This window comes from Rhodococcus oryzae, from assembly GCF_005049235.1.
In the GTDB taxonomy this organism is placed as follows: Bacteria; Actinomycetota; Actinomycetes; order Mycobacteriales; family Mycobacteriaceae; genus Rhodococcus_G; species Rhodococcus_G oryzae.
This window is the reverse complement of record NZ_SUMD01000005.1, coordinates 116,981-132,141: the sequence shown is the minus strand read 5'-3', so window position 1 is coordinate 132,141 and position 15,161 is coordinate 116,981. Positions and strand designations below refer to the sequence as shown.

The following is a 15,161-nucleotide window of genomic DNA, read 5'->3' as shown; positions in this document are numbered from 1 at the left end:
GCACCGATGGTCAAGCCGCCTACCGCCCGTTCCACCATCCCCAGCGTCGGCCGTCTCGGCCTCGTCGAGCCGACCGCGGGGGACGAGCTCGCCCACCTCGACTGGGCCAACCCGGAGAGCCTGGAGCTGCTCTGGGCGCTCTCGCGCGCCGCGAACGCCGACCTGGCGCTGCGCACCCTGGTCCGCGTCAAGGACGGCCTCGGGGACGGTTGGGCCGAGCTCGACGCCGAACTCCGCACCGATACGGCCCTGCGGGGCAGGCTGTTCGGACTGATCGGCGCGTCGAGCGCCTTCGGTGACCACCTCGTGGCCGACCCGTCCGGGTGGAAGCTGCTGGCGGGGGAGGCCAGGCTGCCGAGCCGGGACGAGCTCACCGACGAGCTGCTGGCCAGCGTCAAGGCCGCCCCGGACGACAGCGCGTCCGAGACCAACCTGGTGTACCGGGCGGGGATCACCGGCCCGGCCGCGATCGCCGCGCTGCGCAAGACCTACCGCGACCAGCTGATGGTGCTGGCGGCCTCCGACCTGGCGGCCACCGTGGAGAACGAGCCGGTGTTGCCGTATCAGACGGTCGGGCGCCAGCTCTCCGACATGGCCGACGCCGCGCTCACCGGGGCGCTCGCGGTCGCGGTCGCCGAGATCTACCCCGACGGTCCGTGTCCGGCCCGTCTCGCCGTGATCGCGATGGGCAAATGCGGTGCGCGCGAACTGAACTACGTCAGCGACGTCGATGTGGTGTTCGTCGCGGAGCCCTCGGACGCATCCACCAGCCGGCTCGCGGGCGAGCTGATGCGGGTGGGTTCGGCCGCCTTCTTCGAGGTGGATGCGGCGCTGCGACCGGAGGGCAAGCGCGGCGAGCTGGTGCGCACCCTCGACTCGCACATCGCCTACTACAAGCGCTGGGCCAAGACCTGGGAGTTCCAGGCGCTGCTCAAGGCGCGACCGGCGACGGGCGACCTCGAGCTGGGCGAACGCTACGTCGACGCGCTGAGCCCGATGGTGTGGATGGCCTCCGAGCGCGAGGACTTCGTCGTCGACCTGCAGGCCATGCGCCGCCGGGTCGAGGAGATGGTGCCGCCGGAGCTGCGCGAGCGGGAGATCAAGCTCGGCCGCGGCAGTCTGCGCGACGTCGAGTTCGCGGTGCAGTTGTTGCAGCTGGTGCACGGGCGCGCGGACGAGTCGCTGCACGTGAAGAGCACCGTCGACGCGCTGACCGCGCTCGCGGCCGGCGGCTACGTCGGGCGCGACGACGCCGCGAATCTCGCTGCGTCGTACGAATTCCTGCGGTTGATCGAGCACCGGCTACAGCTGCAGAAGCTCAAGCGCACGCACACCCTGCCGCCCGCGGACGACGAGGAGGCGCTGCGCTGGCTCGCCCGCGCGGCGCACATGCGTCCGGACGGCCAGCGGGACGCGCTCGGCGTGCTCAACGCCGAGGTCAAGCGCAACGCGCACCGGATCCGTCGCCTGCACGCCAAGCTCTTCTACCGCCCGCTGCTGGAATCGGTTGCCCGGCTGGACAAGGACGCGATCCGGTTGAGCCCGGACGCGGCGACGCGTCAGCTCGCCGCGCTCGGCTACACCGCGCCCGAGAACGCCCTCGGTCACCTGAAGGCTCTGACCGGCGGCGCATCGCGGAAGGGGCGGATCCAGGCACTGCTGCTGCCGACCTTGCTCGAATGGCTCAGCGACACACCCGATCCCGACGCCGGACTGCTCGCCTACCGCAGGCTGTCCGAGGCGATGGTCGAACAGGACTGGTTCCTGCGGGTCCTGCGCGACGAGGGCGCGGTGGCCCAGCGCCTGATGATCGTGCTCGGATCGTCCGCGTACATCCCGGACCTGCTGATTAAGGCACCGGATGTGCTGCGGTTGTTCGCGGACGGGCCGACCGGACCCCGACTGCTCGACATCGACCCGGACGAGGTCGCCCGCGGGATCCTGTCCTCCTCCGCGCGTTACGACGATCCGGTGCGTGCGGTCAATGCCGCCCGCTCGCTGCGCAGGCACGAGCTGGCGCGGGTGGCGTCGGCCGACGTGCTGGGAATGCTCGATGTCCCGCAGGTGTGCCGCGCCCTGTCCTCGGTGTGGGCGGCCGTGCTCGGTGCCGCGCTGGACTCGGTGATCCGGGCCAGTGAGGCCGAACTGGGTGGGCCTGCGCCCGCGTCGTTCGCGGTGATCGGGATGGGCAGGCTCGGCGGTGGGGAGCTCGGGTACGGCTCGGACGCGGACGTGCTGTTCGTCTGCGAACCCAAGCCCGGCGAGGACGAGGTCCGGGCGGTCAAGTGGGCCAACAGCATCGCGGATCGGGTGCAGAAGCTGCTCGGCGCGCCGAGCACGGACCCGCCGCTCGAGGTGGACACCGGCCTGCGCCCCGAGGGCCGCAACGGTCCGCTGGTGCGGACGTTGGCGTCGTACGAGGCGTACTACCGACAGTGGGCGCAGGCCTGGGAGATCCAGGCGCTGCTGCGCGCGCACACCGCCGCGGGTGACCCGGACCTGGCCCTGCGGTTCCTGCACATGATCGACGAGACCCGGTACCCGGAGGGCGGGGTCTCCGAACAGGCGGTCCGCGAGATCCGGCGGATCAAGGCCAGGGTCGACTCCGAGCGGTTGCCGCGCGGCGCCGACCCGGCCACCCACACCAAGCTCGGACGCGGCGGCCTGGCCGACGTGGAGTGGACGGTGCAGCTGATCCAGCTCCGGCACGCCCACGACGTGCCCGCCCTGCACAACACCTCGACGCTCCAGACGCTGGACGCGATCGGCGCGGCGGAACTGATGAGCGAGACGGACATCGAGCTGCTGCGCGAGGCCTGGCTCACGGCGACCAAGGCCCGCAACGCCCTGGTTTTGGTGCGCGGCAAGCCAACCGATCAGCTGCCGGGGCCGGGCCGGGTGCTGTCCGCAGTCGCGCAGGTCGCCGGCTGGAACTCCGGCGACGCCGGGGAGTTCCTGGACAACTACCTGCGCGTCACGCGCCGGGCGAAGGCCGTGGTGGAGCACACCTTCGGCGCCTGACCGGGCTCATGGGCAGAGCGCGTGCGAGAGCAGCGCCTCGCTGTCGGTCTGCTGGGTCGGGATCTGGGTGAGGGTGATGGTCACCGCGCGGCCCTCGGTGCTCGCGCCGGACAGGGTGTAGTAGCCGGGGATTCCGCCGGTGTGGCCGACGTACCTGACCCCGCACGGCAGGTCGGTGGATCCGACGCCGAGGCCGTAGCCCATGCCCTCGGCCTCGTCGGCGGCGGGTTGTGCCTTCGTCATCTCGTCCAATTGCGCACGGGGAACCACCTTCCCGTCCAGCAGGGCGAGCCAGAACCTGTTGATGTCGCGGCCGGTGGAGACCAGGGCACCCGCCGACCACGGGACCGAGGGTTCGATCATCGAGACATCGCTGACGATGCCGTCGACGTCCTGGTATCCGGAGGGGTGCGGGCCCCGGATCGCGCGCTCGCCAGGCCCGGGAAGGTAGGTGTCCTCGAGGCCGAGGGGGCCGAGGATGCGGGTGGTGAGCTCGTCGGTGTAACTGTGTCGGGTCACCGCCTCGATCAGCATGCCCAGCACGATGTAGTTGGTGTTGGTGTAGAGGAATCGGGATCCCGGCGGGAACTGTGCCGGTTTGGCCATCGCGATCGCCACCGCCTGGGCCGGGGTGATCGTGCGGTTCTCGTTCGCGGCGACCAGTTCGTCCGCCCCCGGTTCGCCCGCGAACTCGGGCAGCCCGCTGCGATGCTGCATGAGCTGCCGGACAGTGATCGCCGTGCCGTCCCCGCCCGCGCCCGCGATCACACCGGGTAGGTAGCCGTCGATGGCGCGGTCGAGATCGACCCTTCCCTCCGCCACGAGTTGCATGATGATCGCGGAGGTGAAGGCCTTGGTGATGCTGCCCACTCGGACCCGACTGTCGTCGGCGATCTCGGCGCCGGTCGTGCGGTCGCCGACGCCGCTCGTCAGCACAGTCGTGGTGCGGTTGGCGCTCACGGTCGATACCGCGCCGGCGACACCCGCGCTCGTCAAGCCGTCGAGGTCGTTCTGCAGGGTACGGGTGCGCTCGAAATCCACACAGCCGCTGAGTAGTAGGGCGATCGCGGCGATGGCGGCGGCGAGCGCCGGCTTCTGGTGTCGCATGTCGATGACCGTACGGACGGGGCCGATCGGTGTCATCGGGGTTGCCCCTGATCTGTGCCCTGATATTCGGTCGGGGGAGTGGCCTCGGTGACCGGATCGGCGTCGTCGTCGGCGGCGCGCGGCGTTGTGGGCGGGTTGCCCCGCCAATGCATCGCGCCTACGGTGGAAAACGCAGCACCTCGTTAGGCGAGGCTCCTGCACGAACACAGGCCACTGATCTGACGACGTCGAGAGACGCCCAAGGTTAGGACAGATCTCCCCGGATTAAGGGGTGATCCGAAGTGGCTTCCCGGCGTGATCCGGGATACGTCGTGCAGTGTCAAAGCCCTTACGTGGAGGTGTCAGATCGACGGAATCCATGTCGGAGTAGGTGGATTCGACCTCGTGTGCTCGCAGGTTCCACCGCGGCGGTGTCCATCCGTTCGCGGCAGCCAGACGCAGGAGGAGGTGACCACCGTGGACGACCCGCCCAGTGGAGTTTTGACGCAACACAATTCGGCCGACGGTGGTCGCTGAGGCGGCTGGTCTCGCCCACCTCGGTCCTTCCCCCCTCGCGACCTCGGCGTCGCGTTCGAGCCCGCGGCATTCGATGTCGCGGAGCAACCCTGCGCTGCGCGCCAGGGAACTAGGAGTTGGCGATGGATACGACGGTGATCATCCTGCGCGTGGCGCTCGGCCTCGGGCTGGGCGCTGCGGTCGGGATCGAGCGGCAGTGGCGGTCCCGGCTGGCCGGGCTCCGGACCAACGCATTGGTCAGTCTGGGTGCGACGCTCTTCGTGATCCTGGGTGCCTACAGCTTCGACGGTCCGGGGGCGGACCCGACTCGCGTTGCCGCACAGATCGTTTCGGGCATCGGCTTCCTCGGGGCGGGTGTGATCATGAAGCAGGGCGCCTCGATCACCGGGTTGAACACGGCGGCGACGCTCTGGGCGACGGCGGCGATCGGTGCGCTGGCCGGCGGCGGGATGTACTGGGCCGCGGTGATCGGCACCGTTGCGATCATGACGGCGAACACGCTGCTGCGCCCGCTCGGCAGGTTGATGGATCATCAACCTGCCACCAAGGGGCGTGAGATGCCTGCGGCGGAATACGTCTTCGAGGTGACGTGCCGCGACGACGCCGAGGCCCACGTGCGTGGGCTCGCCGTGCAGGCAGTCTCGCGCTCGGAGTTCCGACTGCGATCCGTCCGCTCGTTCGATCTGCCCGAGACCGGCGAGGTGACGGTGCTGGCGGAGCTGACGGCCGACGAGCGGGACGACCGGCTGCTCGAGAGCGCGGTCAGCCGGCTCAGCATGGAGCCGCTGGTGACCCACGTGCGCTGGTCGGTGGAGACCGACTCTCGCTGCGCTCGGCCCGCCGCCGAGTGTGCAGCTGCCGTCGCCCGCTCTCGGCCGACGTGACGGTAGCTGCACACTCGGCGAAACGCCGCTGGAACTCGGACGATTGTCCACATAACGGCGCTGGTCGGAGCCAGGGGAATTGCGGCGTTTCGCTCACCCCCCGCCGCGACCGGAAGTTACAGTCAGTCCTGGCTCGTCCTTCGTCTGCAAGGTGAGGATCGACATGAAACTGATGACCCGAACGTCAGTATCGGCCCTGTTCGCCGCGGCGGTGATTGCCGGAGCGGGAACCGCACACGCCGGCCCGATCGCCCCGGACGAGGGACCGCCGCGACCGGTGGTCCCGGGGGTGCACCTGGTCGACCAGAAACAGGCGGCGCTCGAGAACATGCTCAACGAGCTCAATCTCGGTTGGGCCAACGGCGGCGCGGCCGGAACGGCGATCGGCGCGGCCATCGGCCTCGGCGTTGGATGCCTCTCGATGTTCCCCGGCAGTCTCGCCGGCTGCATGATCGGGCTGCCGACCGGTGCCGTCACCGGCGCGCTCATCGGCATCGCCAATGGCAACCCCAAGGCGCAGAAGGCGATCGAGGACTACGTCAACACCCCATAGCGCGCAGGTGTCGCGCTCGCACCGGGACCCGGTGCGAGCGCTGACGCGCGTACGGACCGGGGAGTCGGTACGGATTCAGGCCGGGTAACCGACACATCACACCAGGTACCCAAACATCACAAAACGGGTACCCATGCGGGTAGTTCTCCCGATGTCTCGATTAGATAACGAAGGGACTCTGGGTTCCGCCAGTAGATCGAGCCACACGAGGTTTCGGTCAGCGGAACACCCGGAGGACCCCTCGCATGAGCAAGCACCGCCTGCAGAAGAACAACCGAATCGCCCGTGGTCTGTTGCTGGGGGCGATCACCGCGGGAGCGGTGATTCTCCCGGTCGCCCCCGCGGTGGCGCAGCCGCTGAGTATCCCGGGGCTGGGAAACTTCGAGATCCCCGGCCTACCGCCGATGGGCGCGATCACCCCGGACGCCATGGTCACGCACGGACAGCGCGCACTCGACGCCGCGCAGACCAAGATCGGCGCGCCCTATGTGTGGGGCGCGACCGGCCCCGACACCTTCGACTGCTCGGGTCTGGTCCAGTGGGCATATCGGCAGGCGGGCGTGTCCGTGCCGCGGACCACCTACGACCAGATCAACGGCGGAACGCCGGTCGGCAAGGGTGACCTGCAGCCGGGCGACGTCGTGCTGTTCTACGGCACCGAGCACGTCGGCCTCTATGCAGGCGGCGGCATGGTCGTGCACGCGCCGACCCCCGGCCAGTCGGTCAAGCGGGCACCGCTCGACTCGATGCCCTTCACCGCCGCCCGGCGGTACTGACCCCCTCAGGACAACGGCGCCCCGACCAGAAATGGTCGGGGCGCCGTTGTGTGTTCAGGCGTTCAGCGGATGAACGACTTGGACGTCGATTTAGACGTCGTAGTACAGCTGGAACTCGTACGGGTGCGGCCGCAGGTTGACCGGGGCGATCTCCTGCTCGCGCTTGATCGAGATCCAGCTCTCGATCAGGTCGGTCGTGAACACGCCACCCTCGGTGAGGTACTCGTGATCGGCCTCGAGGCGGTCGATGACCGTCGCCAGGCTGGTGGGGGCCTGCGGGATGTTGCGGGCCTCCTCCGGCGGTAGCTCGTAGAGGTCCTTGTCGACCGGCGCCATCGGCTCGATCTTGTTCTTGATGCCGTCCAGGCCGGCCATCATCTGCGCGGCGAAGTTCAGGTACGGGTTACCCGAGGAGTCCGGCGCGCGGAACTCGATGCGCTTGGCCTTCGGGTTGTTGCCGGTGATCGGGATACGCACGGCCGCGGAGCGGTTGCGCTGGCTGTACACCAGGTTGATGGGGGCTTCGTAGCCCGGCACCAGGCGGTGGTACGAGTTGACCGTCGGGTTGGTGAAGGCCAGCAGCGACGGTGCGTGGTGCAGGATGCCGCCGATGTAGTGGCGCGCCATGTCGGACAGGCCCGCGTAGCCGGACTCGTCGTGGAAGAGCGGCTTGCCGTCCTTCCACAGCGACTGGTGCACGTGCATGCCCGAGCCGTTGTCACCGAAGAGCGGCTTCGGCATGAAGGTCGCGGACTTGCCGTTCTGCCAGCAGGTGTTCTTCACGATGTACTTGAACAGCTGCAGGTCGTCGGCCGCCGCGAGCAGGGTGTTGAACTTGTAGTTGATCTCCTGCTGGCCGCCGGTGCCCACCTCGTGGTGGCCGCGCTCGAGCTCGAAGCCCGCGTTCTGCAGGTTGGTGGAGATCTCGTCGCGCAGGTCGACGTAGTGGTCGTACGGGGCGACCGGGAAGTAGCCACCCTTCGGGCGAACCTTGTAGCCGAGGTTCGGGCTGCCGTCGGCGTTGACCTCGTTGCCGGTGTTCCAGGAGCCGGAGATCGAGTCCAGCTCGTAGAAGGCGCCGTTCATGCCGGAGTCGTAGCGGACCGAGTCGAAGATGTAGAACTCGGCCTCGGCGCCGAAGAAGGCGGTGTCGGCGATGCCGGTGCTGACCAAGTACTCCTCGGCCTTGCGCGCGACGTTGCGGGGGTCGCGGCTGTAGGACTCACGGGTGAACGGGTCGTGCACGAAGAAGTCCATGTTCAGCGTCTTGGCGGCGCGGAAGGGGTCGACTCGGGCGGTGCTGACGTCGGGCAGGAGCATCATGTCCGACTCGTGGATCGACTGGAAGCCGCGGACGGACGAACCGTCGAACGCGAGGCCGTCCTCGAAGACGTCCTTGTTGAACGCGGACGCGGGGATCGAGAAGTGCTGCTGAACGCCCGGCAGGTCGCTGAACCGGATGTCGACGTACTCGATCTTTTCGTCGGCTATGTAATTGATGACCTCTTCGGCCGTGGTGAACGCCACGCGTGTGCTCCTTCAGTTGGTGCCTGCCGATTGTGCATTCCGGCGGCTTGCGTCGAGACAGACGGTATGGACCTGGTGTTGCCCAGCAATCAAGGTTGTGTTTCGCCAGTGTTACACGTCTCGGATAACGGTGTATCTCACACCCTCCCCGGGCCATCGTGATCGACCCGCCACGCTGGGCCTATCCTGGGATGCATGGCGCGAAGCACTGGATCCTGGCTCTCCGGCCCCTCGGCGGCCCTTCCCAAGGGGGAGGACGGCACCGAGAACCTCTACAAGGGCGAGCGGCTCGGATTGCCGGAGTCGGGCCGCGGCTCGTTGGTCGGCACCGGCCGACGTCTCGCGGCCTTCATGATCGACTGGCTGATGGGCGGCGGCGTCGCGCTGCTGATCCTCGGCGGGGACGCGCTCGACGGCCGGCTCGGCACCATCATCCTGATGGTCTGGTTCGTCGTCGGCGTGCTCACGGTGACGCTGTTCTCCTTCACCCCCGGCCAGTACTGCGTGGGACTGCAGGTGGCCCGGGTCGACGCGCCGGTGCCCGTCGGCATCGTGCGTGCGCTGGCCCGTCAGGTGCTGCTGGTGTTCGTCATCCCCGCGCTGATCACCGATCTCGACGGCCGCGGCATGCACGACCGCGCCACCGGCACCGCGCTGGTTCGCTCGCGCTAGTCGCCCCGCACCCGAACGCGAAGTGCCCTCGACGTGAATCACGTCGAGGGCACTTCGGTTGTGAGGGGGAGGGTCAGCGCCTGCGCATCGTGCGCTGGACGCCCTTCATCTTGGCGCCGCCGGGCAGCGGGCCCTTCGGCATGGCCGGGCCGCCGCGGGCGCCGAGCGCCGCCAGCCGCGACTCGATCGAGTCCATCCGCTTGGTGTCGATGTTCTTCGGCAGCTTCGCGAGGTACTTCTGCAGCTGCGACAGCGGCACCTGGCCCTCGTCGTTGCCGATGATGATGTCGTAGATCGGGGTGTCGCCGACGAGCCGCGCGGTCTTCTTCTTCTCCTGCGCGAGAAGGGACTTCACCCGCTGAGGCGAACCCTCGGCGACCAGGATGACGCCCGGCCTGCCGATCACCCGGTGCACGGCGTCGAGCTGGGTGGTACCCGCGATCGCGTTGGACACCCGCCAGCCGCCCTGCAGGTTGTCCAGTGCCCAGGCGCCTGCGCCTGCCTGGCCCTCGGCCTTGCCGTACACGGTCTTCTGCACGCGCCTGCCGAAGATGATGAACGCGGCGAGCACACCGAGCAGGATGCCGATCGGCAGCAGGAACCACTGGATTCCGAAGATGAGGCCGACGAGGAAGAACACCACGGCGAGCCCGACGACGGCACCGATCATCAGCGGCAGCAGCAGCTTGTCTTCCTTGCGCTGCATCTGGAACGCCTGCCAGAGCTGGCTCCTGCGCTCCTTCGATGCCTGCTTACGGGCCGCTTTCGCCGCAGCCTTCGCCTCTTTGGTGGGCTTGCCCTTGCCGTTCGCCATACGTCACAGGATACGTCCCTGGCCGGAGGCCGATCGCACCCGAGTGGTGGTGGGGCTCAGGCGCGGGCGAGCCGCTCCATCAGCGAGCTGGCTTCCTGCGAGGCGCTGCCCCCGTCGGCGAGATGGGCCTGGCCCTCGGGCAGCTCGCGGCCGTGGTGCGCCATCGCCTGCGCGTAGAGGCGACCGGCCCGGTAGGACGAGCGGACCAGCGGTCCGGCCATCACGCCCGCGAAGCCGAGTTCGGTGGCGAACTGGGAGTGCTCGACGAACTCCTCCGGCTTGACCCACCGCTCGACGGGGTGATGCCGCGGCGAGGGACGCAGGTACTGGGTGATGGTGATGATGTCGCAGCCGGCCTCGTGCAGGTCGACCAGCGCCTGGCGGATCTCCTCGGGCGTCTCGCCCATGCCGAGGATGAGGTTCGACTTGGTGACCAGTCCGAAGTCGCGGGCGGCGGTGATGACGCCGAGCGAGCGCTCGTACCGGAACGCGGGACGGATGCGCTTGAAGATCCGCGGCACGGTCTCGACGTTGTGCGCGAGGACCTCCGGCCGCGACTCGAACACCTCGGCAAGCAGATCCGGCTTGCCGTTGAAGTCGGGGATCAGGTTCTCGACGCCGGTGCCTGGGTTGAGGGCGTGGATCTGGCGGACCGTCTCGGCGTACAGCCAGGAGCCGCCGTCCTCGAGGTCGTCGCGGGCGACGCCGGTGATCGTGGAGTACCGCAGACCCATTGCCTGCACCGACTCGGCGACGCGGCGCGGCTCGTCGCGGTCGAGCGCCTCCGGCTTGCCGGTGTCGATCTGGCAGAAATCGCATCGGCGGGTGCACTGTTCACCGCCGATGAGGAAGGTGGCCTCGCGGTCCTCCCAGCACTCGTAGATGTTGGGGCAGCCCGCTTCCTCGCAGACCGTGTGCAGACCCTCCCGCTTGACCAGACCCTTGAGCTCGGAGTACTCCGGGCCCATCTTCGCTCGGGTCTTGATCCAGTTGGGTTTGCGTTCGATGGGGGTCTCCGCGTTTCGGATCTCGATACGGAGCAGCTTGCGTCCTTCTGGGGCCACAGTCACGGCTCCGATGCTACGCCCGGCGCGAGGACGTCGATCGACCGGGAGAGGCGCAGGCGATGGGCGTCAGGCGAACCGGTGCGTGGTGAAGCGGGTCGGCTCGGCCGCGGCCGCCTCGTCGAAGGTGATGCGCTCGATGTCGTGCTCGGTGACCCGGAGTTCGCCGTCGAGCGCGGCCGCGACCGCGGCGACGACCGCAGGGGTGATCTCGGCGACGGTGACCGTCCGACCGAGTTCGCGCGAGAGCGAGGTGACGCCTGCGTCGGCGATGCCGCACGGGATGATCTCGTCGAAGGCCCCGAGGTCCGCGTCGCAGTTGATCGCGAAGCCGTGCATGGCGACCCCGCGCTGCATCCGCACGCCGATCGCGGCGATCTTGCGCTCGGGCAGCCAGGACCCGCCGGTCAGCGAGGCGGGCAGCCACACACCGGAGCGACCCTCGACGCGTCCGCATGCGATGCCGAGGTCGGTGCAGACGGAGATCAGTGCCTCCTCGATCCGCCGGACGTAGTTCACGACGTCGACCGGTACGGCGAGCTTGACGATCGGGTAGCCGACCAGCTGTCCGGGCCCGTGCCACGTGATCTTGCCGCCGCGGTCCACGTCGATCACCGGGATGCCGTCGGTGGGCCGGTCCTCCGGGGCGGTGCGACGCCCGGCGGTGTAGACGGAGGGATGCTCGAGCAGCAGCAGGGTGTCACGCCCGCTGTCCGCGGCCCGATCGGCGACGAGTTCGCGCTGCAGCTCCCATGCCGCCAGGTAGTCGAGCGTGCCGAGGCTCCTCACCTCGAGGGGATCCGTGCTGAACCGAACCGAGGAAGTGGTGCCCATGGGGCACACGTTACGCCCGGCCCGTCGGTCGGCTGGGCGCGGTCCGGGCCGAGGGCGGTCAGTCCGACAGCGCGGCGTCGATGGCCTCGCCGATCGTGGTGTGGTGGAAGGTGAATCCGGCACTCTCCAGTGCCGCGGGCAGGACCCGCTGCCCGGTCAGCGCGACCTCGTCCGCGATCTCGCCGACGACGGCGCGCACCGCGAATCCGGGCACCACCCATGGCGTCGGGCGGTGCAGGGCGCGGCCAAGAGCGGCGGTGAAGGACGCGTTGGTCGCGGGCGAGGGCCCGGCGAGGTTCACCGGGCCGCTCAGCGTCTCGGTGCGCAGCGCGAACGCGATGGCGTCGAGTTCGTCCTCGAGGGAGATCCAGGACAGGTACTGCCGCCCGGTGCCGAGCCGGCCGCCGAGCCCCAACCGGAACAGTGGACGCAGGCGGCCCAGCAGCCCGCCCCGCGGTGAGATCACCGCCGCGCTCCGTAGCAGCACGGTGCGCACCCCGGCCTCACTGGCGGGCACGGTCGCCGCCTCCCAGTCCCGACACAGGTCGGCCAGGAACCCGGCCCCGGGCGCCGCGGTCTCGTCGACGACCCGCTCGCCGGTGTCGCCGTAGTAGCCGACCGCGCTGGCGTTGAGCAGCCTCGGCACCCCGGCATCGGCGACCGCCCGCGCGATCACGTCGGTCGAGGTGATCCGGCTGTCCCGCAGCGTCTGCTTGAACGCGCCGTTCCACCGGGTGTCGCCGAAGTTGGTGCCGCACAGATTCACCACCGCGTCCGCGTCGGCGAGGGCGCGTTCGTCCAGCTCGCCGCGCTCGGGTGCCCACCGGAACTCGTCCGGCCCCGCGGCAGGCCGCCGCACCAGCCGCCGGATCTCGTGGCCGTCCGCCCGCAGCGAAGCCACAAGGGATGACCCGATCAAGCCGGACGAGCCGGCGATTGTCACTCGCATCGTGCTGCCTCCTGACGCCGACGGGGGCACCACCGGTGATCCGATGGTGCCCCCGACGGGCGTGTCCGTGCTGCCGATCTACTGGTCGAGCTAGAGCCCCAGGTCCGCCTCGAACGAGGCTTCCTCGAGCCGCTGCTTGATCGTGGTGAGGAACCGACCGGCGTCGGCGCCGTCGATCAGGCGGTGATCGTAGGTGAGCGGCAGGTAGCACATCGACCGGACGCCGATGGACTCGTTGCCGTTCTCGTCGGTGATCACCATCGGGCGCTTGACGATCGCGCCCGTGCCGAGCATGGCGGCCTGCGGCGGCACCAGGATCGGGGTGTCGAACAGGGCGCCCTGGCTGCCGATGTTGGTGACCGTGAAGGTGCCACCGGCCAGCTCGTCCGGCTTGAGGCCGCCGGAGCGGGCCCGCTTGGCGATGTCCGCGATCGCGCGGGCCAGGCCTGCCAGCGACAGGTCGCCTGCGTTGTGGATCACCGGGGAGAGCAGGCCCTGCTCGGTGTCCACGGCGATGCCGAGGTGCTCGGCCGCGTGGTAGGTGATCTCCTTGGCGTCCTCGTTGTAGCTGGCGTTGACGTTCGGGTGTGCCCCGAGTGCCTCGACGACGGCCTTCGCGAAGAACGGCAGGAAGGTCAGGTTCACGCCCTCGCGCTCGGCGAACCCGGCCTTGGCCTGGGCCCGCAGGGCGACGATCTTGGTGACGTCGACCTCGAAGGTCTGGGTCAGCTGCGCGGTGGTCTGCAGCGACTCCCGGGTCTTGACCGCGGTGATCTGGCGGATCCGGTTGACCTTCTGGGTGGTGCCGCGCAGGTGCGCGAGCTCGGGCCGGACGCCCGCGGCCGGTGCGGCCGGGGCCGCGGCAGCGGGGGCGGCGGTTGCCGGGGCGGCGGCCGGGGCCTTCTTCGCCTCGGCCGCGGCCAGCACGTCCTGCTTGCGGATCCGTCCACCGACGCCGGTGCCGGTGACCGTCGACAGGTCGACGTTGTTGTCCGTGGCCAGCTTTCGGACCAGGGGGGTCACGTACGGGCTGCCGTCACCGGAGGGTGCGGCCGCCGGAGCGGGCGCGGCCGGCGCGGGTGCTGCGGGTGCCGGTGTCGGGGGAGCCGGGGGAGCCGGCGGCGCGGGGGCCGGTGCCGGGGGAGCCGGCGGCGCGGCGGCCGGTGCCGGGGGAGCCGGCGGCGCGGCAGGCGCGGCGGCGGGGGCGCCCGAACCGATGACGGCGAGCTGGCCGCCGACCGGGACGGTGTCGTCCTCCTGGGCGCTGATCTCGAGCAGCGTGCCCGCGACGGGCGAGGGGATCTCGGTGTCGACCTTGTCGGTCGAGACCTCGAGCAGGGGCTCGTCGACGGCGACCGAATCGCCGACTGCCTTGAGCCAGCGGGTGACGGTGCCCTCGGTCACGGACTCGCCGAGTTCCGGCATGGTGATCGGGGTTCCGGACGCCGCTGCGGCGGGCGCGGGTGCGGCGGGTGCCTCTGCGGCGGGTGCGGCGGCGGGCTCCGGGGCGGCCGGTGCCGGTGCGGGTGCGGCGGCGGGCTCCGGGGCGGCTGCGGGCGCGGGTGCGGCGGCTTCTCCAGCCGCGCCGATCACGGCGAGCTCTCCGCCGATCTCGACGGTCTCATCCTCGTGCGCGACGATCTTGGTCAGCACGCCTGCCACCGGGGAAGGGATCTCGGTGTCGACCTTGTCAGTGGAGACCTCGAGCAGGGGCTCGTCGACTTCGACCGTATCTCCTTCCTGCTTGAGCCACCTCGTGACAGTCCCCTCGGTAACGCTCTCACCAAGAGCTGGCATCTGGACGGAGAAGGCCATGCTTTTGACTCCTCGACAGTTGTGTTCGGGTTGTTGAGTTTTGCCGACTTGTGGTCGAAATCCATTGTGCGTGTCGTACTGGGTCCACGGGGCGTGTTGCGAACCGTGAACCTCGCGGACCCATCCTGTCATTGATCGGATTCGCCCGTCCTATGAGGGCCTGGTCACATGTTCCACATTCAGTTCTCAGCAAGCGCTGGCAAACTTGAAACTGGTTAGAACGGGCGGTCGCGCCACGGTGGGAGGAGGTAGGACGTGGGTCTTTTCAGCAGGCTCTCGAGGGGACGGGCGGGTTCCGGCCGACACGGCACGCGTGGACCCGACGCCCAGTACCTGGCGAACTGGGTGCACACGCACACCGGGGTCGAGGCCTACGTCGAGCCGCAGACCACCGTCACACCGGTGACGGTCGTGCTGGTCGCGAACGACGGGGAATGGACGCGACGCCCGGTCGGCGGGGTGCGCGGGGCCCGCCGCCTCGGCGAGGATCTGCACATCCCCGTGTACGACGTCCACAAGACCGGGTATCCGCAGCGGATGCGCGATTACGACGCCCGGCAGAAGATCCTGCGCAAGCGCGCCCGCGAGGCCTAGGCGGCTGCGCCGCCTGTGAGTCCATCCGGCCCGCG

13 protein-coding genes and 1 riboswitch are annotated in these 15,161 nt (G+C 69.6%); of the genes, 6 read left to right on the top strand and 7 right to left on the bottom strand.

Annotated elements, in window-relative coordinates; all coding sequences use genetic code 11:
- Positions 1–6 precede the first annotated feature (6 nt).
- Positions 7–3,021: a bifunctional [glutamine synthetase] adenylyltransferase/[glutamine synthetase]-adenylyl-L-tyrosine phosphorylase gene (locus FCG67_RS12070; RefSeq protein ID WP_136910042.1), complete on the top strand. Its 3,015-nt coding sequence runs from the start codon at positions 7–9 to the stop codon at positions 3,019–3,021.
- A gap of 6 nt (positions 3,022–3,027) precedes the next feature.
- Here FCG67_RS12070 and FCG67_RS12065 read toward each other — a convergent pair whose 3' ends face one another.
- Positions 3,028–4,128 (bottom strand): serine hydrolase domain-containing protein, encoded by a 1,101-nt coding sequence (locus FCG67_RS12065; protein ID WP_136910041.1) that lies wholly within the window; start codon positions 4,126–4,128, stop codon positions 3,028–3,030.
- Between the two features lie 171 nt (positions 4,129–4,299).
- A riboswitch (M-box (ykoK) riboswitch) is annotated at positions 4,300–4,473 on the top strand.
- Positions 4,474–4,766: 293 nt separating this feature from the next.
- On the opposite strand from FCG67_RS12065, the gene FCG67_RS12060 reads away from it, so the two are divergent.
- From FCG67_RS12060 to FCG67_RS12050, 3 genes are all read left to right on the top strand, one after another.
- Positions 4,767–5,528, top strand: a complete 762-nt coding sequence (locus FCG67_RS12060; RefSeq protein ID WP_136910040.1) for an MgtC/SapB family protein — start codon at positions 4,767–4,769, stop codon at positions 5,526–5,528.
- 172 nt (positions 5,529–5,700) lie between these two features.
- Positions 5,701–6,081: a hypothetical protein gene (locus FCG67_RS12055; RefSeq protein WP_246045022.1), complete on the top strand. Its 381-nt coding sequence runs from the start codon at positions 5,701–5,703 to the stop codon at positions 6,079–6,081.
- 245 nt (positions 6,082–6,326) lie between these two features.
- Positions 6,327–6,857 (top strand): C40 family peptidase, encoded by a 531-nt coding sequence (locus tag FCG67_RS12050; RefSeq protein WP_136910038.1) that lies wholly within the window; start codon positions 6,327–6,329, stop codon positions 6,855–6,857.
- A gap of 90 nt (positions 6,858–6,947) precedes the next feature.
- Here the strand turns inward: FCG67_RS12050 and glnA are convergent, their stop codons facing one another.
- Positions 6,948–8,384, bottom strand: a complete 1,437-nt coding sequence (gene glnA, locus FCG67_RS12045; protein ID WP_097212117.1) for a type I glutamate--ammonia ligase — start codon at positions 8,382–8,384, stop codon at positions 6,948–6,950.
- 195 nt (positions 8,385–8,579) lie between these two features.
- On the opposite strand from glnA, the gene FCG67_RS12040 reads away from it, so the two are divergent.
- The gene (locus FCG67_RS12040; protein WP_136910037.1) at positions 8,580–9,056 is read left to right on the top strand and encodes an RDD family protein; all 477 of its coding nucleotides are present in this window, start codon (positions 8,580–8,582) and stop codon (positions 9,054–9,056) included.
- A gap of 73 nt (positions 9,057–9,129) precedes the next feature.
- Here FCG67_RS12040 and FCG67_RS12035 read toward each other — a convergent pair whose 3' ends face one another.
- From FCG67_RS12035 to sucB, 5 genes are all read right to left on the bottom strand, one after another.
- Complete coding sequence (locus tag FCG67_RS12035) at positions 9,130–9,870, bottom strand: DUF4191 domain-containing protein (RefSeq protein ID WP_136910036.1); 741 nt, start codon at positions 9,868–9,870, stop codon at positions 9,130–9,132.
- A gap of 56 nt (positions 9,871–9,926) precedes the next feature.
- Complete coding sequence (lipA, locus tag FCG67_RS12030) at positions 9,927–10,940, bottom strand: lipoyl synthase (protein WP_136910035.1); 1,014 nt, start codon at positions 10,938–10,940, stop codon at positions 9,927–9,929.
- Between the two features lie 63 nt (positions 10,941–11,003).
- The gene (gene lipB, locus FCG67_RS12025) at positions 11,004–11,768 is read right to left on the bottom strand and encodes a lipoyl(octanoyl) transferase LipB (RefSeq protein ID WP_136910034.1); all 765 of its coding nucleotides are present in this window, start codon (positions 11,766–11,768) and stop codon (positions 11,004–11,006) included.
- 58 nt (positions 11,769–11,826) lie between these two features.
- Complete coding sequence (locus FCG67_RS12020) at positions 11,827–12,717, bottom strand: TIGR01777 family oxidoreductase (RefSeq protein ID WP_136910033.1); 891 nt, start codon at positions 12,715–12,717, stop codon at positions 11,827–11,829.
- A 90-nt stretch (positions 12,718–12,807) separates the two neighbouring features.
- A complete protein-coding gene (sucB, locus tag FCG67_RS12015; protein ID WP_136910032.1) occupies positions 12,808–14,532 on the bottom strand; it encodes a 2-oxoglutarate dehydrogenase, E2 component, dihydrolipoamide succinyltransferase in 1,725 nt (574 codons plus the stop codon).
- Between the two features lie 255 nt (positions 14,533–14,787).
- Between sucB and FCG67_RS12010 the strand changes: the two genes are divergently transcribed.
- A complete protein-coding gene (locus FCG67_RS12010; RefSeq protein ID WP_136910031.1) occupies positions 14,788–15,126 on the top strand; it encodes an oxidoreductase in 339 nt (112 codons plus the stop codon).
- The last annotated feature ends 35 nt before the right edge of the window (positions 15,127–15,161 follow it).

What these genes read in the sequence shown, in the direction of transcription:
- FCG67_RS12070 (WP_136910042.1), top strand. Translation starts at nt 7, where the DNA reads ATGGTCAAGCCGCCTACCGCCCGTTCCACCATCCCCAGCGTCGGCCGT.
- FCG67_RS12065 (WP_136910041.1), bottom strand. Translation starts at nt 4,128, where the DNA reads ATGCGACACCAGAAGCCGGCGCTCGCCGCCGCCATCGCCGCGATCGCC.
- FCG67_RS12060 (WP_136910040.1), top strand. Translation starts at nt 4,767, where the DNA reads ATGGATACGACGGTGATCATCCTGCGCGTGGCGCTCGGCCTCGGGCTG.
- FCG67_RS12055 (WP_246045022.1), top strand. Translation starts at nt 5,701, where the DNA reads ATGACCCGAACGTCAGTATCGGCCCTGTTCGCCGCGGCGGTGATTGCC.
- FCG67_RS12050 (WP_136910038.1), top strand. Translation starts at nt 6,327, where the DNA reads ATGAGCAAGCACCGCCTGCAGAAGAACAACCGAATCGCCCGTGGTCTG.
- FCG67_RS12040 (WP_136910037.1), top strand. Translation starts at nt 8,580, where the DNA reads ATGGCGCGAAGCACTGGATCCTGGCTCTCCGGCCCCTCGGCGGCCCTT.
- FCG67_RS12035 (WP_136910036.1), bottom strand. Translation starts at nt 9,870, where the DNA reads ATGGCGAACGGCAAGGGCAAGCCCACCAAAGAGGCGAAGGCTGCGGCG.
- lipB (WP_136910034.1), bottom strand. Translation starts at nt 11,768, where the DNA reads ATGGGCACCACTTCCTCGGTTCGGTTCAGCACGGATCCCCTCGAGGTG.
- FCG67_RS12020 (WP_136910033.1), bottom strand. Translation starts at nt 12,717, where the DNA reads ATGCGAGTGACAATCGCCGGCTCGTCCGGCTTGATCGGGTCATCCCTT.
- sucB (WP_136910032.1), bottom strand. Translation starts at nt 14,532, where the DNA reads ATGGCCTTCTCCGTCCAGATGCCAGCTCTTGGTGAGAGCGTTACCGAG.